The organism is Citrobacter sp. KH_055_1, from assembly GCF_057838705.1.
Window position 1 is genome coordinate 425048 of record NZ_CM174473.1, and the last position, 21038, is coordinate 446085.

Annotated in this window: 22 protein-coding genes and 1 pseudogene; 7 read left to right on the top strand and 16 right to left on the bottom strand. The window is 51.3% G+C overall.

What is annotated here, in order from left to right; genetic code table 11:
* Positions 1-2: 2 nt before the first annotated feature.
* Entirely contained in the window at positions 3-1160 is a 1158-nt protein-coding gene (locus AC3ITF_RS02145) for an efflux RND transporter periplasmic adaptor subunit (RefSeq protein ID WP_115257348.1), read from the bottom strand.
* Positions 1161-1573: 413 nt separating this feature from the next.
* On the opposite strand from AC3ITF_RS02145, the gene envR reads away from it, so the two are divergent.
* Complete coding sequence (gene envR, locus AC3ITF_RS02150) at positions 1574-2230, top strand: acrEF/envCD operon transcriptional regulator (protein WP_096755455.1); 657 nt, start codon at positions 1574-1576, stop codon at positions 2228-2230.
* Positions 2231-2292: 62 nt separating this feature from the next.
* On the opposite strand, the gene AC3ITF_RS02155 is transcribed toward envR, so the two are convergent.
* From AC3ITF_RS02155 to acuI, 14 genes and pseudogenes are all read right to left on the bottom strand, one after another.
* Positions 2293-2457, bottom strand: a complete 165-nt coding sequence (locus AC3ITF_RS02155) for a DUF2556 family protein (protein WP_048213464.1) — start codon at positions 2455-2457, stop codon at positions 2293-2295.
* A gap of 82 nt (positions 2458-2539) precedes the next feature.
* On the bottom strand, positions 2540-3424 hold the full coding sequence (gene yhdJ, locus AC3ITF_RS02160; RefSeq protein ID WP_135911307.1) for an adenine-specific DNA-methyltransferase: 885 nt from the start codon (positions 3422-3424) through the stop codon (positions 2540-2542).
* Between the two features lie 87 nt (positions 3425-3511).
* Complete coding sequence (fis, locus tag AC3ITF_RS02165) at positions 3512-3808, bottom strand: DNA-binding transcriptional regulator Fis (protein ID WP_000462905.1); 297 nt, start codon at positions 3806-3808, stop codon at positions 3512-3514.
* A gap of 25 nt (positions 3809-3833) precedes the next feature.
* Positions 3834-4799, bottom strand: a complete 966-nt coding sequence (gene dusB, locus AC3ITF_RS02170) for a tRNA dihydrouridine synthase DusB (protein ID WP_489176100.1) — start codon at positions 4797-4799, stop codon at positions 3834-3836.
* A gap of 298 nt (positions 4800-5097) precedes the next feature.
* On the bottom strand, positions 5098-5877 hold the full coding sequence (locus AC3ITF_RS02175; protein ID WP_279271513.1) for a carbonic anhydrase: 780 nt from the start codon (positions 5875-5877) through the stop codon (positions 5098-5100).
* A gap of 138 nt (positions 5878-6015) precedes the next feature.
* A pseudogene (gene prmA, locus AC3ITF_RS02180) lies at positions 6016-6123 on the bottom strand (50S ribosomal protein L11 methyltransferase); the annotation flags it as partial.
* Between the two features lie 200 nt (positions 6124-6323).
* Positions 6324-7205, bottom strand: a complete 882-nt coding sequence (prmA, locus tag AC3ITF_RS02185) for a 50S ribosomal protein L11 methyltransferase (RefSeq protein ID WP_096755458.1) — start codon at positions 7203-7205, stop codon at positions 6324-6326.
* Positions 7206-7216: 11 nt separating this feature from the next.
* Entirely contained in the window at positions 7217-8668 is a 1452-nt protein-coding gene (gene panF / locus AC3ITF_RS02190; protein ID WP_115257352.1) for a sodium/pantothenate symporter, read from the bottom strand.
* Positions 8658-8900 (bottom strand): YhdT family protein, encoded by a 243-nt coding sequence (locus AC3ITF_RS02195; protein WP_096755460.1) that lies wholly within the window; start codon positions 8898-8900, stop codon positions 8658-8660. The genes panF and AC3ITF_RS02195 overlap by 11 nt, the downstream gene beginning before the upstream one ends.
* A gap of 107 nt (positions 8901-9007) precedes the next feature.
* Positions 9008-10357 carry an acetyl-CoA carboxylase biotin carboxylase subunit gene (gene accC / locus AC3ITF_RS02200; RefSeq protein WP_096755461.1) on the bottom strand — a complete coding sequence of 450 codons (1350 nt, stop codon included), beginning with the start codon at positions 10355-10357 and terminating at the stop codon, positions 9008-9010.
* A 10-nt stretch (positions 10358-10367) separates the two neighbouring features.
* Positions 10368-10838 (bottom strand): acetyl-CoA carboxylase biotin carboxyl carrier protein, encoded by a 471-nt coding sequence (gene accB, locus AC3ITF_RS02205; protein ID WP_135324123.1) that lies wholly within the window; start codon positions 10836-10838, stop codon positions 10368-10370.
* A gap of 392 nt (positions 10839-11230) precedes the next feature.
* Positions 11231-11830 carry a protein-methionine-sulfoxide reductase heme-binding subunit MsrQ gene (gene msrQ, locus AC3ITF_RS02210; RefSeq protein ID WP_489176101.1) on the bottom strand — a complete coding sequence of 200 codons (600 nt, stop codon included), beginning with the start codon at positions 11828-11830 and terminating at the stop codon, positions 11231-11233.
* Positions 11831-12832 (bottom strand): protein-methionine-sulfoxide reductase catalytic subunit MsrP, encoded by a 1002-nt coding sequence (gene msrP / locus AC3ITF_RS02215; protein WP_181596176.1) that lies wholly within the window; start codon positions 12830-12832, stop codon positions 11831-11833.
* Between the two features lie 77 nt (positions 12833-12909).
* A complete protein-coding gene (gene acuI, locus AC3ITF_RS02220; protein WP_117342754.1) occupies positions 12910-13884 on the bottom strand; it encodes an acrylyl-CoA reductase (NADPH) in 975 nt (324 codons plus the stop codon).
* Between the two features lie 225 nt (positions 13885-14109).
* On the opposite strand from acuI, the gene csrD reads away from it, so the two are divergent.
* Complete coding sequence (csrD, locus tag AC3ITF_RS02225; protein ID WP_115257356.1) at positions 14110-16050, top strand: RNase E specificity factor CsrD; 1941 nt, start codon at positions 14110-14112, stop codon at positions 16048-16050.
* A gap of 8 nt (positions 16051-16058) precedes the next feature.
* Here the strand turns inward: csrD and AC3ITF_RS02230 are convergent, their stop codons facing one another.
* Positions 16059-16379, bottom strand: a complete 321-nt coding sequence (locus AC3ITF_RS02230) for a hypothetical protein (RefSeq protein ID WP_153880057.1) — start codon at positions 16377-16379, stop codon at positions 16059-16061.
* Here AC3ITF_RS02230 and mreB point away from each other — a divergent pair.
* From mreB to rng, 5 genes are all read left to right on the top strand, one after another.
* On the top strand, positions 16357-17400 hold the full coding sequence (mreB, locus tag AC3ITF_RS02235) for a rod shape-determining protein MreB (RefSeq protein ID WP_034498906.1): 1044 nt from the start codon (positions 16357-16359) through the stop codon (positions 17398-17400). The two genes, AC3ITF_RS02230 and mreB, sit on opposite strands and share 23 nt — an antisense overlap.
* Positions 17401-17464: 64 nt before the next feature.
* On the top strand, positions 17465-18487 hold the full coding sequence (gene mreC / locus AC3ITF_RS02240; protein WP_096755467.1) for a rod shape-determining protein MreC: 1023 nt from the start codon (positions 17465-17467) through the stop codon (positions 18485-18487).
* Complete coding sequence (gene mreD / locus AC3ITF_RS02245) at positions 18488-18976, top strand: rod shape-determining protein MreD (protein ID WP_103928680.1); 489 nt, start codon at positions 18488-18490, stop codon at positions 18974-18976.
* A gap of 7 nt (positions 18977-18983) precedes the next feature.
* A complete protein-coding gene (locus AC3ITF_RS02250) occupies positions 18984-19577 on the top strand; it encodes a Maf family protein (protein ID WP_115257357.1) in 594 nt (197 codons plus the stop codon).
* Positions 19567-21036: a ribonuclease G gene (gene rng, locus AC3ITF_RS02255; RefSeq protein ID WP_096755470.1), complete on the top strand. Its 1470-nt coding sequence runs from the start codon at positions 19567-19569 to the stop codon at positions 21034-21036. Before AC3ITF_RS02250 ends, rng begins: the two co-directional genes overlap by 11 nt.
* Positions 21037-21038 lie beyond the last annotated feature (2 nt).

Sequence of the window (21038 nt, forward strand, 5' to 3'; positions counted from 1 at the left end):
CCTTATTGCGCCGCAGTCGCTGCAGGGACATCGGTGGTGGCTTTAACCTGCACGCCAGGGCGCGCTTTCTGTAAACCACTTACGATGACTTTGTCACCCGACTGTAAGCCTTCGCTAATCAGCCACTTGTCGCCAATAGCTTGCACGGCGACGACTGGACGAGTTTCAGCCTGGCTCTTGTCGTTAACGACCATCACGGTGGCATCGCCGCGCGGCGTACGCGTCACGCCCTGCTGTGGAACGAGGATGGCATTGGGTTGAACGCCTTCATCAACACGTGCGCGCACAAACATACCGGGTAGCAGAGTGTGCTGCGGGTTAGGGAATACGGCTCGGAGAGTGATTGACCCAGTGCTTTCATCAACCGTCACGTCAGAAAATTGCAACGTGCCTTTCAGCGGGTATGACTGGCCATTTTCCATCACCAGTTCGACGGTGCTGCTGGTGTTGTCTTTATGCAGACTGCCTTGTGCAATAGACTGTTTGAGGCGCATAAAGTCGTTACTGGACTGCGTCACATCGACGTAAATCGGATCGAGCTGTTGCACGGTAGCGAGCGCTGTAGCCTGACCATTAGTGACCAGCGCGCCCTCGGTGACGCTAGATTTACCGATGCGTCCGCTAATCGGTGATGTCACTTTGGTGTAGGCAAGGTTAATACGCGCGCTTTCGACAGCCGCTTTGGCGGCAATAACGGAGGCATCGGCCTGACGTGCGTCAGCAATGGCCTGATCGTATTCTTGCTGGCTGATATATTTTGTTCCGACCAGTGGAACATAGCGTTTTACCGTTAAGTGCGCGATTGCTGCCGCGGCTTCGCTTTTTGCCAGTTCACCTTTAGCGCTGTCATAGTCAGCCTGATAGGTCGCGGGATCGATCTGGTAAAGCGACTGGCCAGCTTCAACATCACTGCCTTCGGTGAAATTCCGTTTAAGTACAATCCCGCTGACCTGAGGGCGTACTTCTGCAATGCGAAATGCGCTTGTACGCCCCGGTAATTCGGTCGTCACGGCTAAGGGGGCTGACTCAACAACATGGACTGTCACCTGTGGCTCGGTGGGATGTGCCTGTGTTTCTCCTTGATCGTTACAGCCGGCGAGTAATGCAGCGGAGATGATGATGAATGAGGGCAGGAGCGAGAACCTGGCAGTTTTCGTCATTTCTATTCCTTAAAGAACCGAAGGCTCGTTATTTACCGGAGTAATGGCAGGTGATAACGCGCACAAATAAAAAATAATAGTTAGCTATCCTACAAATAATTAGCTTGCGATGTAAGCAATACTTATTTTGCGGCGTAATCCACGGCACATAAAAACAAAAAAAGAAGAAACAACTGCCCTTTCATTAAGCGAAGATTAGTCATGTTATGACTTGCATTAACACATATAGAAATAGGTATTGCATTGGTGAATGTATTTTTTCATTTTATTCACATTGTTTATTTGTGCTGAGTGTATGTAATGAAATGTTTTAGAACTCGTCTAAATAAAGGCTAAGTGATACATTAATTCCGTACAGTAAATATTAGATAAGAAAGTTTATCATTCCCTACTCTGTCTCAGGCATTCGAACCATGGCGAGAAAAACGAAAGCTGATGCCCTCAAAACGCGCCAGCACCTGATTGAAACGGCGATTGTACAGTTTGCGGCACGGGGTGTCGGCAATACAACGCTTAATGACATAGCGGATGCCGCTAACGTGACGCGAGGTGCAATCTATTGGCATTTCGACAATAAGAGTCAACTGTTTAATGAGCTTTGGCTGCAGCAACCTCCCTTGCGCGATCTTATTCAGGACCAACTCATCGGACGTTGGGGTGACAATCCGCTACAGAGGCTACGGGAGAAATTAGTCGTGGGTTTGCAATATATTGCAAAAATCCCCCGCCAGCAGGCATTAATGCAAATTTTATATCATAAATGTGAATTCCATAACGATATGATATCGGAACAGGATATTCGCGATAAAATAGGCCTTTGCCATCAAAGAATACGTGATTCATTACAGAAATGTATGGATGAAAATCTTATCGCCACCAGTCTGGATTTAGACGTTATCCTGATTATTTTACACGGAAGCTTTAGTGGGATAATAAAAAACTGGTTAATGAATCCAGTCAGTTATGATCTTTATGAACAGGCGCCAGTATTAGTCGATAACGTATTAAAAATGCTAAGTCCCGATGGCTGTGTGATGCAATTTGTTGAGCGTGAAAATCAGGTAGGGTAGATTCGGCTGATCGCAGTCAGCCGCCATGGCATGACGGCTGGAAACGCGCGTTAGCGGATGGGTTATTCAAGGTCGATGCAGTTGACCAGCTTGAGGGGATTCACCGAGTTCATATTCCGGCACTTATCATGCTCTGTTGTCATTAACTCAATCCACTGTATGAGTAGGGCATCAAAAAGAAAAACAAAGACAGCAAAAACAACCAGCCACCAATACTTGCGAATCATTACCAAATCCTGTGTATTCATACCCAAGCGTGCAGGGAATATACACGAAATCTCTATGCTGAAAAGCAGACTTACAATGCTTTTACTTTGTTGAAATTACGTTGTTCTTTTCAGCTAATCGGCTCTTTTTAGACAGGTTTTTTGTCTTTCGCTTTTTGACCTTTGCAAGGTCATTTTCTGAAAAGTGGGAGCTAATGCTCAGTCTTCTAAGCCCCATTTTTACGTATTCATCATTGACTTCGATACCGATAAATCTGCGATTCAACGCCACTGCCGTCGCGCCCGTGGTGAAGCTTCCTGCGAACGGATCTAACACAATCTCACCCGGGTTGGAGGACGCGAGAATAATGCGTTCTAACAGCGCCTGAGGTTTTTGGGTCGGATGGTTTTCGTACTCATCCATCAGATAGCGTACGCGGGGAAAATCCCAGACGTTACCGGGCACCTTTTGATGATTGTACGGCTGAGGTGGGTTCTTTCGGTAATCGATTAGCGCGCGCTTGGCGCCCGTTTTAGCCTCAACCAGAACGTCATCACGATTAAAGGTATAGCTTTTCGAGTCTTTGACCATCATCAAGATAGGCTCATACATTGAGCCAAAGAAGTTTTTGGCCTGGACTCCCGAGCTATCATAGGACCACACGATGCGGCTTTTGATGGTGAAAAGCTGGCGACATTTGAGGTCGATATACGGCATGTTCTCCGTACTGTTCATGATGTACATGGTACCCTGCGGCGTGAGTATTCGATGGCATTCATCAATACACTCAAACAACCATGCCAGAAAGGTCTCTTCGTCCCAGGATTCTACGAGCCCGTCAAAATCTTTGCCGATGTTATAAGGTGGGTCAGCAAAAATGAGGTCGACGCTTGTAGACGGCAGTTTTTTCAGTTCGGTCAGCGCATCACCGTGGATTATCTTTTTCGATTCATCGCCAAAATAGACGGGTTCACATCCTGCGTTCATCGTCAAAGCCTCCTTATGATGCTTATAAAAAAGGCGCTTCCCCATGCCGAGTAGCGCCTTTTAAAACAAACATTTAACTGATTAGTATCAGTTCATGCCGTATTTTTTCAGTTTTTTACGCAGCGTACCACGGTTGATGCCCATCATCAGGGCAGCACGGGTCTGGTTACCGCGGGTGTATTGCATCACCATGTCCAACAGGGGCTGTTCTACTTCAGCCAGTACCAGCTCATAGAGATCATTAACATCCTGACCATTCAGTTGAGCAAAATAGTTCTTCAGTGCCTGTTTAACCGAGTCACGCAGGGGTTTTTGAGTTACCTGATCCTGAGAGTTAACGGTAGAAACGGTCAGTACGTCAGAATTTACGCGTTGTTCGAACATAGTTCTGTCAGCTCTTTATTTCTGTTTACGCAAAATTTTCGAAGTATGCCTCCAACGCCGCCAGCTGTTCGCTGGAATCTTCAATGGCGTTGAATGTGCGCCGAAACTGGTCATTTGGAGCGTGTTCCTGGAGATACCAGGATACGTGTTTACGCGCAATTCGGTACCCTTTTGCCTGACCATAAAAGTCGTGCAGTTCCCGAACGTGCGCACAAAGCAAGCGCTTCACCTCTGCCAGAGGCAGGGGGGGTAGCAGCTCCCCAGTGTCCAGATAATGCTGGATTTCCCGAAAGATCCAGGGTCTTCCCTGAGCTGCACGGCCTATCATCAGGGCATCAGCCCCCGTATAGTCGAACACAGCTCTGGCTTTATGCGGGTCAGTAATGTCGCCATTCGCGATAATCGGAATGGAAACTTTCTGCTTAACTGCCCGAATACTGTCGTACTCAGCATCTCCATTGAACAAACAGGCGCGGGTGCGTCCATGAATGGTCAGAGCCTGAATGCCACAGTCTTCAGCCAGTTGGGCAATCTCTACGCAGTTACGGTGTTCCGGAGCCCAGCCGGTGCGAATCTTGAGAGTGACAGGAACGTCCACTGCATTGATGACCTCGGTTAGTATCGATTTCACTAAATCCGGGTACTGCAAGAGGGCTGAACCTGCAAGCTTGCGATTCACTTTTTTAGCCGGACACCCCATATTGATATCAATAATTTGGGCGCCGCTTTCCACGTTAATACGTGCGGCATCGGCCATTTCAACAGGGTCGCTACCGGCAATTTGCACCGTGCGAATTCCTGGTTCATCAACGTGCACCATCCGTAAACGAGACTTATCACTTTCCCAAACCTGCGGGTTAGAAGACATCATCTCGGATACCGTCAATCCTGCTCCCATCTCATAGCACAGCGTCCTGAATGGTCTGTCAGTGATGCCAGCCATAGGTGCTGCGATCAGGCGATTTCTGAGCTGATATTGTCCGATACGCATGAGTTAAGAAATGACCATACTGTGACTGCAAGGCGGCGTATATTACGCATTTTTTGCACGAGATGAAAGGCCAAACTTTGACCAATCCACTGAGGTGGATCAATGAATTGCCGTAAATGTGAACGGATGAAAATAATTAATTATATAAATCATTGGATTATAAAAGTGTGTCTGTTTTATATACGCATATAATTTTGCGTAACTTCTCATTTTTTCTTCATCGCCTGGAGATACTGGCAAGATAATCTGCTGAATTAATCAGCAAATTATCGGGGCATTGTGTGATCGTCACCTCATTTTAGTACAGGATCTCGGTGTTGCCTGATTGGCTGTCCTCAACCTCGCGACCATTCAGTGGTTGCAGTGGACGGTTGTTCATATGTCCTACGATGTACCTGAAATTTTCAAGCTGTTCGGTTGAGAGGGACATTGGCGTTTTCAGGACAATCCAGATAACGTTTTCACTACATGGCGGAATCGTCAATGAGCCACTGTAGCGCCAGTAGGCTTTATTGTCGGGCAAAAGTTGGTTGATGTTGACCGGTGAGAAGATGGGCATGTTGCTACCTTCCATGGTTGGAAAGGATTCCCACAAGTTTTGAATGGCTTGATTCGGTTCGTCAACATCAAACATGACAGCCACAATAACGGTATCACCTTGCTGATTTTTGTGGAGCAGCTGGAGCTCCATCGCGTAGTTTTTCCCCTCGATGGTGTGTTCACTCGGTGCGTGAAAATCCAATTGCTTTAAATAGTAAAGCTGATTGTCAATGTTGAGGGTATCAGGGGTATAGCTGTTCATCGTCGCCTGAAGCGTATGATTGATGCTCTGGAACCTTACTGGGCTATCGGTGTACTGCATGGTGAGTATAGGGAGCCCAAGTTTGCTGGTATCGCTGGGCTGAATATTGATAGGGGATTGATTTACCCCGGTCTGGCAACTTTTATACTCGTTGTTGATTTCCCCCCAATGTTCAGGGGAGGTATCTCCGATGCTATATCCCCATGACGATGCCTGCACTGAAAAGGACATGATGCATGCCAGCAGCAGCGTTGTTCTAACACGGATTAGATACATATATTCACCCGGTAAATGTCTGTGTTTAAAAACAAATAAAATCAAATGACTATGTTGAGTATTTTAGCGTTGGGGTGGGGGATTACTGGCTGGTGTATTGTCTGAAAATGGCGCAGCCAGAGAACCACGCCGTAAAGATTTTTTTTGACCGGTAATGCGGCACCACTCTTCTTTTTCGAGCACCAGATAGAGTGTAAAGAGATCGGCGTAGTCTTCGCAGACGCCTTCTGAGCGGGTTCTGAGGATTACTCCACGATCACGCGGCCATTGAGCGGTTGTTCTGGCCGGTTGTTGATGAGCGTGGCCGGTCCATCGGTATAGTGAATGGTTAGTGTTTATTTGTTTTTAACTTCAATGAGTTAAACAAATATTCTAGCGCAGGGACGTTGTGCGGGATGTACAAAAAACGGGAAAGACGTGGCCTGCGAAGAGGCCACGAGGGGAGTTTATTTTTTCCTGCCAGTAATGCGGCACCACTCTTCTTTCTCGATCACCGGATCGAGCGTAAAGAGATCGGCGTAGGCTTCGCAGACGCTGTCCGCTTGGCTGGCAAGAATACCGGAAAGGCCCAGTAAGCCGCCCTCAACTGGCAACACGCTGATTAACGGTGCCAGTTCACGCAATGGGCCAGCAAGGATGTTGGCAACCACCACGTCGGCTTTCATGGCTTCTGGCTGATCCTGTGGCAGGTACAGTTCCAGGCGGTCAGAAACGCCATTACGCTGTGCATTATCGCGGCTTGCCTGAATGGCTTGCGGATCGATGTCTACACCAATGGCTTTTGCTGCACCCAATTTGAGCGCTGCAATAGCCAGAATGCCGGAACCGCAACCAAAGTCGATTACCGTCTTTCCGTTCAGGTCGAGGCCATCCAGCCATTGCAGACACAAAGAGGTGGTTGGGTGGGTGCCGGTACCAAACGCCAGACCTGGATCCAGCATCACGTTGACGGCGTTCTCATCCGGCACATCGCGCCAGCTTGGGCAAATCCACAGACGTTCGCCAAAGCGCATTGGGTGGAAGTTATCCATCCATTCGCGCTCCCAGTCTTTATCTTCCAGTTGTTCAATTTTATGCACAAACCCCGCACCGAGCAGCGGATGCTGTTCCAGAAGGGCAACCACTTCTTTCATGTCGGTTTCTGCATCGAACAGACCCGTTACATCGGTGTCACCCCAAAGACGGGTTTCGCCCGGCAGTGGTTCAAACACCGGCGTATCATGCGTGTCCTGGAAGGTGATAGAAACGGCACCCGCTTCCATCAGCGCATCGCTCAACTCTTCTGCATTAGCACCGGTGGTGTTCAGTTTCAGTTGGATCCATGGCATGGCAAAACTCTTTATTTATCAGTAGTCAATATGGCGGCTTGCGGGGCGGCAGAACCAAAACGGTTTCCGACCAGGAAAGCCAGCAAACTTAGCAGCAACGAGGGCACAATTGGATGGAAGCCCAGGTACTGAATGTTAAAGGTAGCGAGTATGGCATACAGCACACCGCCGACAATCATGGCGCTCAGTGCGCCCGCTGCGTTCGCTCGCTCCCAGTACAGGCCCAGCACCAGCGGCCACAGGAATACCGCTTCCAGCCCGCCAAACGCCAGCAGGTTGAGCCAGATGATCATCTCTGGTGGTTTCCACGCGGCCAGCAACAACAACGCCCCCAATAACAGGGTGATCACCGCCGACATGCGCTTCAGGCGGGTTTCATTTTTCAGCTGTTCCGGGCGCAGATTCAGGTAGAGATCTTTAATGATCGTAGCGGAACTTTGCAGCAATTGGGCGTTGATCGTCGACATGATCGCCGCCATCGGTGCGGCAAGGAAGATCCCCGCAGCAATCGGTGGTAGGACTTTTACCATCAAGGTGGGGATAACCAGATCCGGTACCGTCAGGTCAGGGAGCACCGCGCGTCCTAATGCACCCGCCAGGTGCATACCAAACATCAGGATCGCCACCACAATAGTGCCGATAATCATCCCACGATGGACCGCTTTACTGTCCTTATAAGAGATACAGCGCACGGCGGTATGCGGCAGGCCAATCACGCCAAAGCACACCAGAACCCAGAACGAAGTCATAAAGGTTGGGGACAGAATGTCATCAGCGCCTTGTGGGGTCACCAGTTTCGGATCGATCGTTTGCAGCGTCTCCACCGCGTTGCTGAGGCCGCCCGCTGCGTGGACCACACCCACAAGCAGAACAATGGTCCCAACTAGCATCACCATACCCTGCATGGTGTCATTGAGCACGCTGGCACGAAATCCACCGAATGCGGTGTATAACGCAATACTGATACCAAAGATCAGCAGACCTGTTTCGTATGGAATACCCGCAGCGGTTTCCAGCAAACGTGCGCCGCCGATGAATTGCACTGTCATCGCGCCAACGAAAGCTACCAACAGGCTGAGGCTCGCCAGCCAGACCAGCAAACGGCTCTGATAGCGGGCAAACAGCATATCGTTAAGGGTGACGGCGTTGTAGCGTCGCGCCAGAATCGCAAATTTCTTGCCAAGAATACCCAGCGACAACCAGACGGCCGGCAGTTGTATCATCGCCAACAGCACCCATCCCAGCCCGTATTTATACGCGGCCCCCGGGCCACCAATAAATGAGCTTGCGCTGATGTACGTCGCGGTCAGCGTCATGGCTAAAACGACCCCGCCCATTGAGCGGCTGCCGAGGAAATATTCATTCAGGAACGTGCCGGTTGTTCTCTTTCTCATCGCGTACACAGAGAGACCAAACACCACTACCAGATAGGCGACAAGCGGCAAAATCACTTCAAGCTGCATCGTCATCCTCCAGAGGAATATCGCGATAGATAAATTTCACCATCGCCCAACACAGAACAATGAAAACCAGCGGGGTTAGCAAGCAGGCCATTTCGAACCAGTGTGGTAAGCCAGTAAAGCCCAGCGTGGAGTCTGGTAAGTAAGCGGCTACTAACCATGTGGCAAGATAGAAAAGGGTCAGCCACAGCGCCCAGCGCGCCTCTTTATGGGCCTGAACAAAACGAGCGTCCATTTTTTGTCCCTTGTGGATAAAGAAAGCGGGGATTGTACCTTATGGGACGTGCCGGAGGGGAGAAAAACAAAAGGCCGGAGGATCCGGCCTTTGCAGTTAATGCGTACTTACTTTTCCTGAAGTCCGAGTTTCTTCTCCAGGTAGTGGATATTGGAACCACCACGCTGGAAGTGCTCGTCATTCATGATGCGGATCTGCAGATCGACGTTGGTTTTGATCCCGTCGATGATCAGTTCCTGCAAGGCGTTTTTCATGCGGGCAATCGCCACGTCACGGTTTTCGCCATAACAAATAAGTTTGCCGATCATGGAGTCATAGTAAGGCGGTACGGTGTAACCCGCGTAAATATGAGACTCCCAGCGTACACCAAAACCACCCGGCGCGTGGAAACGCGTGATTTTACCCGGGCTTGGCAGGAAGGTGTTCGGGTCTTCGGCGTTGATACGGCATTCTACCGCATGGCCTTTAACCACAACTTCATCCTGCGTAATGGACAGCGGCTGACCCGCAGCGATACGCAGCTGCTCTTTGATCAGATCAACGCCGGTGATCATTTCGGTAACTGGATGCTCTACCTGGATACGGGTGTTCATTTCAATGAAATAGAACTCGCCGTTTTCGAACAGGAACTCGAAAGTACCCGCTCCACGGTAGCCGATATCCACACAGGCTTTGGAGCAACGTTCGCCGATGTAACGACGCAGTTCCGGGGTAATGCCCGGTGCTGGTGCTTCTTCGACCACTTTCTGGTGACGGCGCTGCATGGAGCAGTCACGTTCTGCCAGATAGATTGCGTTACCCTGACCGTCAGCCAACACCTGAATTTCGATGTGGCGTGGGTTCTCCAGGTATTTTTCCATGTAAACCATGTCATTGTTGAAAGCGGCTTTCGCTTCAGCTTTGGTCATGGAAATGGATTGAGCCAGTTCAGCATCGCCGCGTACAACACGCATACCGCGACCGCCGCCACCGCCGGAGGCTTTGATGATGACCGGATAGCCGATGCGCTTGGCATGGGCGCGGTTTGCGTCCATATCGTCGCCCAGTGGGCCGTCAGAACCTGGAACGGTCGGTACACCTGCTTTCTTCATGGCAGTAATTGCAGACACTTTGTCGCCCATCAGGCGGATGGTGTCGGCTTTCGGGCCGATGAAGATAAAGCCAGAGCGTTCTACCTGCTCAGCAAAGTTGGCGTTTTCAGACAGGAAGCCGTAACCCGGGTGAATAGCGACCGCGCCAGTGATTTCAGCGGCGCTGATGATTGCCGGGATATTCAGATAGCTTTTAACAGACGGAGCCGGGCCAATACAGACCGTTTCATCTGCCAGTAATACGTGTTTTAGATCGCGATCCGCGCTTGAGTGTACAGCGACGGTCTTGATGCCCAGTTCTTTACAGGCACGAAGAATACGCAGGGCAATCTCGCCACGGTTGGCGATAACGATTTTATCCAACATGTTCGCCTCGTTACTCGATGACGACCAGCGGCTCGTCAAATTCTACCGGTTGACCACTTTCTACCAGAATCGCTTTTACCACGCCGGATTTATCGGCTTCGATCTGGTTCATCATTTTCATGGCTTCAACGATGCAAAGGGTATCGCCCGCATTCACTTTCTGGCCCACTTCGATAAACGGTTTAGCGTCAGGGCCCGGGGTGCGGTAGAAAGTACCAACCATCGGGGAACGTACGATGTGACCACTGATTTCCGCTGCAGCAGGGGCTTCCATGCTTGGCGCTGCAGTTTGCGCAACAGCGTTAGACAGAGCAGGTTGTTGCATCATTGGTGCAGCATAAGCCTGTTGCATCATCGGGAAACCTGCATTTGGCGCTGCGCGGCTGATGCGTACAGACTCTTCGCCTTCAGAAATTTCCAGTTCGGAGATGCCTGATTCTTCAACCAGCTCGATCAGTTTTTTAATCTTACGAATATCCATGAGTGGGTTCCGTACTCTTTGTTTAGTGAAATTGTGACAGGCGTTTTATCGCCGTCTGTATAGCATTTGAATAACTGTTGGTGACAAGATGTCACCCCTCTCTGGCGTTGCACTGCGTGCTGCAGCCATTAAACGAGATATCAAAACTTACCAGTCATTGTGTGGCTATCTTCTGCCATTTTCGGGTAAAAGACAAAATATACCTTCAATACCCGATTGTCACCCTTTCCGCGCTGTAAAAACGCCTCCAGGGAAAGCAAGGTCGCACATTATAACCATTTCGTAGCAATTGGCAGCTAAATACTGGTCTTATCAGGGAAGATAATCAACCGCCTGCATGTAAAGAACGTGGGTTCGTCTGTGTTTTGCAACGCACTGCACATATCCCGAAACTACCGCCACCACTGGCGGAACTTCTTATAACGGCAGGCTAAAAGCACGACGGCGAGCGCGGCATAAATGATTGGTTGCGGGGATAAAATCTTCACCGACCACAGGTAATGCACGGGGGCCAGGATCGCCACAAGATAGACGAAGTTGTGTAAAAGTTGCCAGCGTTTTCCCAGTTTCCGCTGCGCAGCCTGGGTGGAGGTGAGTGTGAGGGCAAATAACAGAGTCCAACTGATAATTCCCAGCATCAGATAAGGCCGTGTCGTTAGCTCTCGACCCAACAGACTCAGGTTGTTAATGCCCAGCTCCAGCAGCGCATAACTGGTTAAATGCAAGGTGGCCCAGGCAAAACACCAGAGTCCTAACAGGCGGCGAGTGCGTATTAAGAGTGGCTGCTTAGCGTAGCGCGCCAGCGGCGAGACCAGCAAGGTTGCCAACAAGAATTTCAGAGCCGTCCTACCGGTAAAGTGTTGAATGTCCTTGACCGGATCGGCGCTTAAGACGCCATTATTAATGGCCCAAAAGAGCCAGACAAAAGGTAAAAAGCCGGCAAGATGCAGGCAAACTTTCAGCCAGGTGATGTGTTTTGCCGTCAGACGCACTTAAAAATTCTCCCTCAAGTTAAGGCCGTGATACAGCGAAGCGACCTCATCGGCATAGCCGTTAAACAGCAGCGTAGGTTGACGCTGTACGTCGAGGATACCGCCTGCGCCAATAAAACGTTCTGTGGCTTGTGACCAGCGGGGGTGATCGACGCCGGGGTTAACATTGGCATAAAACCCATATTCATTAGGCGCCGCCATATTCCAGGTGGTCGGCGGGCGATCGCGCGTCAGCTTAATGCTGACTATCGACTTAATTCCTTTAAAACCGTATTTCCACGGTACGGTTAATCGAATAGGGGCGCCATTCTGCGGGGGAAGCGCTTTGCCATAAACGCCCACGGTGAGCAGAGTGAGCGGGTGCATGGCTTCATCAAGGCGTAAACCTTCAACGTAGGGGTATTTCAGCCCTCCGCCAATAAAGCGATCTTTCTGCCCCGGCATATCATCCGGTGCGTAGAGCGTTTCGAACGCCACATATTTCGCATTGCTGGTGGGTTCAACCAGTGCCAGCAGCTTATGTAAAGGAAAGCCAATCCACGGCACGACCATGGACCAGGCTTCTACACAGCGCATGCGATAAATGCGTTCCTCCAGCGGGAAGCGGGTGGTCAACGCATCGTGATCGAGGGTTAATGGCTTTGCCACTTCGCCACTAATTTTCAGCGTCCACGGATTGGTTTTTAAACTGCCCGCGTTGGCCGCCGGGTCTGCTTTATCGAGACCGAACTCATAGAAGTTGTTGTAGCCGGTGACTTTATCTTCCGGCGTTAACGGTAATGTATTTTGCCAGGCGGCAGGTTTCGTGAAATCAAGCGGTTTTCCGGCGGGTGCGGGTGGTCGGTCATTACCTTTAAACCAACTTAGCAGATCGGCCTGGGCGTTGGGAGATAGGGAAAGGGCTGTCGCACTGATACCCAGCGCTTTCAATACCTGGCGACGTTGCAGCATAAAAACAGATTCTGCCGTTACGTCGGTTTCCGTCAGTTTTTTGGATTTCATATCATCCTCCGTCATGCGTTTTGCTAAGCATGACGGAGGCAAAGGCTTATCGCGAATTTATCACGAAAAATTGCAGATTAGGCGATTTTCACCAGCGTGCGGCCCTGCACCTGATTATTAATGATGGCGTCAGCAAGCTTCGGCGCGTCGGCGAGCGTAATTTCAGTTGCGGCCTGAGCGTAGAAAGATTCCGGCAGGTCAGTGACCAGACGTTGCCAGGCCTGAGCACGGCGCGCGGCTGGCGTCATAACGGAATCAACACCTTGTAGGCGCACATTGCGCAAAATGAATGGCATCACCGTGGTGGGCAGTGCAAAACCACCTGCCAGACCACAGGCAGCAACGCAGCCACCATAGTTCATCTGTGCGAGGACTTTTGCCAGTACTTTGTCGCCAACGGTATCAATGGCGCCAGCCCACAGCTGTTTTTCCAGCGGGCGAGTTTCAGCAAATTCATCACGACCGAGGATTCGGTTGGCGCCCAGACTACGCAGATAGTCGTGCGTGCTTTCGCGACCCGATACTGCTGCAACCTGATACCCCAGCTTGTGCAGTAACGCAACGGCAGTGCTACCCACGCCGCCGCTGGCACCGGTGACAACAATCTCACCGTCTTGCGGGCGAATACCGGCATCTTCAAGCGCCATCACACACAGCATGGCGGTAAAACCGGCAGTGCCGATGATCATCGCGTTGCGGCTACTCAGTCCATTTGGTAGCGCAACCAGCCAGTCACCTTTTACACGAGCCCGTTCGGACAGTCCGCCCCAATGGTTTTCGCCCACGCCCCAACCGGTCAGCAACACCTCCTGACCAGCGTGAAAACGGGGATCTTCACTGTGGCGAACGGTACCGGCGAAATCGATACCAGGAATCATCGGAAAATTACGGATAATTTTTCCCTTGCCGGTGATGGCCAGGGCATCTTTATAGTTCAGGCTCGACCAGTGAACATCCACCGTCACATCGCCTTCCGGTAGCTGATTTTCGTCGAGGGGTTGAACGGATGCGAGGGTTTTACCGTCCTGCTGTTCTAAGATCAAAGCCTGCATAACCTGTCCTCAATTCATATAGTGGATTGGAAAATGAATGATGAAGACTATACTCGTTAATCAAAACATGATGCCGATTCTGCGCAATAAATTGCCAGATATACCTGATTTGGTAGTATGCCCACACTATTTATGTAAATTGACGGATTTCGCGTTCATTTTTGCATTTTCGTGTCGCTTTTCCATTTTCATGCCTAATTCATAACTGTCGGAGTTAACACAAGGATGCGATTAACGACGAAATTTTCAGCTTTTGTGACTTTGCTCACAGGGTTAACGATCTTCGTGACGCTGATCGGCTGCTCGCTGAGTTTCTACAATGCGATCCAATATAAGTTCACTAGTCGTGTCCAGGCCGTCGCGACGGCGATCGACACGCACCTGGTCTCTAAAGATTTTGTCACCTTAACGCCGCAAATAGACGAGCTGATGGTGTCGGTTGATATCGTTCGCGTTGAGCTGCTGCAGGGGGAAAGCAAGGTTTATAGCCATTCCCGCACCAGCAGTTATCGCCCGGCGGGAACAAACAATCTGTACCGTGAGATCACTGTCCCTTTGCTCAAGCATCCGGGAATGTCGCTGCGCCTGGTGTATCAGGATCCGATGGGCAATTATTTCCATTCGCTGATGACCACCGCACCGCTCACGCTATCGATTGGTTTTATTATCCTGATGTTATTTTTGTCGGTGCGCTGGCTACAGCGCCAGCTTTCCGGGCAGGAACTGTTGGAGATTCGTTCCACGCGGATCCTTAACGGTGAACGTGGGCCGAACGTGCGGGGAACCGTGTATGAATGGCCGGCGCGCACCAGCAGTGCGCTCGATATGCTGCTCACCGAAATTCAAAGCGCTCGCGAGCAGCGCAGCAGGCTGGATACGCTTATCCGATCGTATGTGGCGCAGGATACAAAAACCGGGCTCAGCAATCGTCTGTTTTTTGACAATCAACTGGCGACGCTGCTGGAAGATCAGGAGAAAGTGGGCGCCCACGGCGTGGTAATGATGGTGCGTTTGCCGGACTTTACGCTTTTGCGCGACAGCTGGGGGGGGGATCTTGCGGAAGAACAAATCTCGGCGCTGGTCAATTTATTATCGACCTTTATTGCGCGTTATCCTGGGGCGCTGTTGGCGCGTTACCACCGTAGCGATTTTGCCATCCTGCTGCCGCACCGCACCTTGAAAGAGGCGGAAAGCATCGCTGGGCAGTTGTTAAAAGCGGTCGATGCCCTTCCGACTAATAAAAAAATTGATCGTGCCGATATGATTCATATTGGCATTTGCGTCTGTCGCAGCGGCCAGTCCGCTGAACAGGTGATGGAGCACGCTGAAGCGGCAACCCGGAACTCGGTATTACAGGGTGGGAACAGTTGGTCAGTTTATGATGACTCGCTGCCGGAAAAAGGTCGGGGTAATGTACGCTGGCGCACGCTCATTGAGCAGATGCTCAGTCGGGGCGGTCCAAGGCTCTATCAGAAACCCGCGGTCACCCATGAAGGACGAGTACACCATCGGGAATTAATGTGCCGCATTTTTGATGGCAGTGAAGAGGTTATCTCGGCGGAATATATGCCGATGGTGCTGCAATTTGGCCTGGCGGAAGAATATGACCGTTTGCAGATTAGCCGTCTGATCTTGTTATTGGGATATTGGCCGCAGGAAAGTTTGGCGATCCAGACGACGGTTGAGTCACTTATTCGACCGCGTTTTCAGCGTTGGCTGCGTGATACCTTGATGCAGTGCGAAAAATCGCTGCGAAAACGCATAATTATTGAACTTGCTGAGGCAGATGTTTGTCAACACATCAGCCGGTTACAGCCCGTTATTCGTTTGATGGATGCGCTGGGTGTTCGCATTGCCGTGACGCAGGCGGGGTTGACGCTGGTGAGTACCAGTTGGATTAAAGAACTCAATGTCGAGCTCTTGAAGCTTCATCCAAGTCTGGTGAGAAACATTGATAAACGTACGGAGAACCAGCTGTTGGTTCAGAGCCTGGTGGAGGCCTGCTCAGGCACGCCAACGCAGGTGTATGCCACTGGCGTTCGTTCGCGTAGTGAGTGGCGTACGCTGACAGAACGTGGAGTCGCGGGTGGGCAAGGGGATTTTTTTGCCGCATCACAGCCACTTGACACAAACGTGAAAAAATATTCGCAAAGATACTCGGTTTAACCTGCCGTTTAATTTGTTTTCACGTAGAATAATGCGCGTTGTGCCTTCTGGGGGTGTGCTTGTCTGCTCGCCAGAATGTAACAGCAAACATGCAGGTGAATGACCTTTGACAGGTTGCAAACAAAAGCGAGGAGTGCTGCTGATTTTTTCAGCCCTGATGGACTCAGGCCGGTTTTGTAACAAAGGAAACGAACTGCACTAATTTTCACCGTAGCAGATGATTTTTCCGCCTTGTCGCTGCTGCGTGTGGTTGGTAAAGTAAGCGGATTTTGTTTTCCGCCCCAGCTTTCAGGATTATCCCTTAGTATGTTGAAAAAATTTCGTGGCATGTTTTCCAATGACCTGTCCATTGACCTGGGTACCGCGAATACCCTTATTTATGTAAAAGGACAAGGCATCGTATTGAATGAGCCTTCTGTTGTGGCCATTCGACAGGATCGTGCCGGTTCGCCGAAAAGCGTGGCAGCAGTAGGTCATGATGCGAAGCAGATGCTGGGTCGTACGCCGGGCAACATTGCTGCAATTCGCCCAATGAAAGACGGCGTTATCGCTGACTTCTTCGTGACTGAAAAAATGCTTCAGCACTTTATCAAACAAGTGCACAGCAATAGCTTTATGCGCCCAAGCCCGCGCGTGCTGGTGTGTGTTCCGGTTGGCGCAACTCAGGTTGAACGTCGTGCCATTCGTGAGTCTGCTCAGGGTGCCGGTGCGCGTGAAGTATTCCTGATTGAAGAGCCGATGGCGGCAGCGATCGGTGCAGGTCTGCCTGTTTCCGAAGCAACCGGTTCTATGGTTGTGGATATCGGTGGTGGTACCACTGAAGTTGCCGTTATCTCCCTGAACGGCGTCGTTTACTCCTCCTCCGTACGTATCGGTGGTGACCGTTTCGATGAAGCCATCATTAATTATGTGCGTCGTAACTATGGTTCCCTGATCGGCGAAGCGACCGCTGAACGTATCAAACATGAAATCGGATCGGCTTATCCGGGCGACGAAGTGCTTGAGATCGAAGTTCGCGGCCGTAACCTGGCTGAAGGCGTTCCACGTGGCTTTACCCTGAACTCTAACGAGATTCTGGAAGCGCTGCAGGAACCGCTGACCGGTATCGTCAGCGCGGTCATGGTTGCCCTGGAACAATGTCCGCCAGAACTGGCGTCTGACATCTCCGAGCGCGGTATGGTGTTAACCGGCGGTGGTGCACTGCTGCGTAACCTTGACCGTCTGTTAATGGAAGAGACCGGTATTCCAGTCGTTGTTGCTGAAGATCCGCTGACCTGTGTGGCGCGCGGCGGCGGCAAGGCGCTGGAAATGATCGATATGCACGGCGGCGACCTGTTCAGCGAAGAGTAATCGGATACCGGCAGGGTTAACATCCGATTGCCCTGCCGAATCTGATACGAGAATACGCAAACTTATGAAGCCAATTTTTAGCCGTGGCCCGTCGCTACAGATTCGCCTTATTCTGGCGGTGCTGGTGGCGCTCGGCGTTATTATTGCCGACAGCCGCCTGGGTATGTTTAGTCAAATCCGAACATACATGGATACCGCCGTCAGTCCTTTCTACTTTATTTCTAATGGTCCCCGTGAATTACTCGATGGCGTGTCGCAAACGCTGGCCTCGCGTGACCAACTTGAACTTGAAAACCGGGCGCTGCGTCAGGAACTGCTGCTGAAAAACAGTGAACTGCTGATGCTGGGGCAATATAAACAGGAGAACGCGCGCTTGCGCGAGCTGCTGGGATCGCCGCTGCGCCAGGATGAACAAAAGATGGTGACTCAGGTCATCTCAACGGTTAATGACCCTTACAGCGATCAGGTAGTTATCGACAAGGGTAGCGTGAACGGTGTCTATGAAGGGCAGCCGGTCATCAGCGACAAAGGCGTTGTGGGCCAGGTTGTTGCCGTGGCGAAACTGACCAGTCGCGTGCTGCTGATTTGTGATGCCACCCATGCGCTGCCAATCCAGGTATTGCGTAACGATATCCGCGTGATTGCTGCCGGTAACGGTTGTACGGACGATCTGCAACTCGAGCATCTGCCGGCTAATACCGACATTCGCGTTGGCGACGTGCTGGTAACCTCCGGTCTGGGCGGCCGCTTCCCTGAAGGCTATCCGGTTGCCGTGGTCTCTTCCGTTAAACTGGACACTCAGCGTGCTTACACCGTGATTCAGGCGCGTCCGACGGCAGGGTTACAGCGTCTGCGTTATCTGCTGCTGTTGTGGGGGGCGGATCGTAATGGTGCCAATCCGATGACGCCGGAAGAAGTGCATCGCGTAGCCAATGAGCGTCTGATGCAAATGATGCCGCAGGTTCTGCCTGCACCGGACGCGATGGGCCCGCCTGCGCCCGTTCCTGCACCAGCGACTGGCGTGACGCCAACGCCTGCAACGACAACGCCGCCAGCACCTTCTCCGCGTAAGCCGGGAGGGCAGTAAGTGGCAAGCTATCGTAGTCAGGGGCGTTGGGTTATTTGGCTCTCGTTCCTTATCGCACTTTTACTGCAAGTCATGCCCTGGCCGGACGACATTCTTGTTTACCGGCCAAACTGGGTGCTGCTCATCTTGTTGTATTGGATCCTGGCGCTGCCGCATCGCGTAAATGTGGGCACAGGATTTGTGGTGGGTGCCATACTGGATCTCATTAGCGGCTCCACACTTGGCGTGCGGGCTTTGTCGATGAGTATCATTGCCTACCTGGTTGCGCTGAAATTCCAGCTATTCCGTAACCTGGCGCTCTGGCAACAGGCGCTGGTGGTTATGTTGTTATCACTGGTCGTGGACATTATTGTTTTCTGGGCCGAGTTTTTAGTGATCAACGTCTCTTTCAGACCTGAAGTGTTCTGGAGTAGTGTAGTAAATGGTGTGCTTTGGCCATGGCTATTTTTACTGATGCGTAAAGTCCGCCAGCAGTTTGCGGTGCAATAAGGTTGATATGAATACTCTGTATCTGGCTTCAGGTTCCCCACGCCGTCAGGAATTATTGACCCAACTTGGCGTCACCTTTGAACGGCTGGTTCCAGGGATTGAGGAACAGCGTCATCCGCAAGAGAGCGCGCAGCAGTATGTTGTTCGCCTGGCGCGTGAGAAGGCGCAGGCTGGTGTTGCGCTGGCTGCGCGAGATTTACCGGTGCTGGGGGCTGATACCATTGTCATCCTGAATGGCGAAGTGCTGGAAAAACCGCACGACGCCGCGCATGCGGCCGCAATGCTGCATAAGCTGTCAGGCAAAACACATCAGGTGATGACGGCGGTGGCATTAGCCGATCGTCAGCACAGTCTGGACTGCCTGGTGGTTACGGACGTCACGTTCAGAGCACTAACAGATGAGGACATCGCGGGCTATGTTGCCAGCGGTGAACCGATGGATAAAGCAGGTGCATACGGTATTCAAGGGTTGGGTGGTTGTTTTGTCAGGAAGATAAATGGCAGCTATCACGCCGTGGTCGGCTTACCGCTGGTAGAAACGTATGAGTTGCTGAGCAATTTTAACGCACTGCGTGAAAAAAGGGATAAACATGACGGCTGAATTGTTGGTAAACGTAACGCCCTCGGAAACACGCGTGGCGTACATTGATGGCGGTATTCTGCAGGAAATTCATATTGAACGTGAGGCGCGACGCGGAATCGTAGGCAATATCTACAAAGGTCGTGTAAGTCGTGTACTTCCGGGTATGCAGGCGGCTTTTGTAGATATTGGGCTGGATAAAGCCGCTTTTCTTCACGCTTCAGACATCATGCCGCACACCGAATGCGTGGCGGGTGAAGAACAGAAGCAGTTCACCGTGCGCGACATCTCCGAACTGGTTCGTCAGGGCCAGGACCTGATGGTACAGGTGGTCAAAGATCCGCTGGGCACCAAGGGCGCTCGCCTGACGACAGACATCACGCTGCCTTCCCGTTACCTGGTCTTTATGCCTGGTGCTTCGCACGTTGGGGTTTCCCAGCGTATCGAAAGCGAAACCGAGCGTGAACGCCTGAAAAAAGTGGTGGCGGATTACTGCGATGAGCAGGGTGGATTTATTATTCGCACGGCTGCAGAAGGCGTGTGCGAGGACGATCTGGCCTCAGATGCGGCGTATCTCAAGCGTGTCTGGACCAAAGTCATGGAGCGCAAAAAGCGCCCGCAAACCCGTTACCAAATGTACGGCGAGCTGGCGCTGGCGCAGCGCGTGTTGCGTGATTTTGCTGATGCTCAGCTCGACAGGATCCGCGTGGACTCCCGTCTGACCTACGAAGCGTTACTGGAGTTTACAGCAGAATACATCCCTGAGATGACCAGCAAGCTGGAACATTACAGTGGACGACAGCCCATTTTCGACCTCTTTGATGTGGAAAATGAAATTCAGCGTGCGCTGGAACGCAAGGTTGAGCTGAAATCCGGTGGCTATTTGATTATCGATCAAACCGAAGCCATGACCACCGTGGATATCAATACCGGTGCGTTCGTTGGGCATCGTAATCTCGATGACACCATCTTTAATACCAATATTGAAGCTACGCAGGCGATTGCGCGTCAGCTGCGTCTGCGTAACCTGGGCGGCATTATCATTATCGATTTTATCGACATGAGTAATGAGGATCACCGCCGCCGGGTGCTGCACTCTCTGGAGCAGGCGCTGAGTAAAGATCGCGTTAAAACCAGCATTAACGGCTTTTCACAGCTGGGGCTGGTGGAGATGACGCGTAAGCGCACGCGTGAAAGCGTCGAGCATGTGCTATGCAACGAGTGCCCGACCTGCCACGGACGCGGTACGGTCAAAACGGTCGAAACCGTATGCTATGAAATTATGCGGGAGATCGTGCGTGTCCATCATGCTTACGACTCCGATCGTTTCCTGGTCTATGCTTCTCCGGCCGTGGCGGAAGCCCTGAAAGGTGAAGAGTCACACGCGCTGGCGGAAGTGGAAATTTTTGTCGGTAAGCAGGTTAAAGTACAAATTGAACCGCTCTATAACCAGGAGCAGTTCGACGTCGTTATGATGTAGTT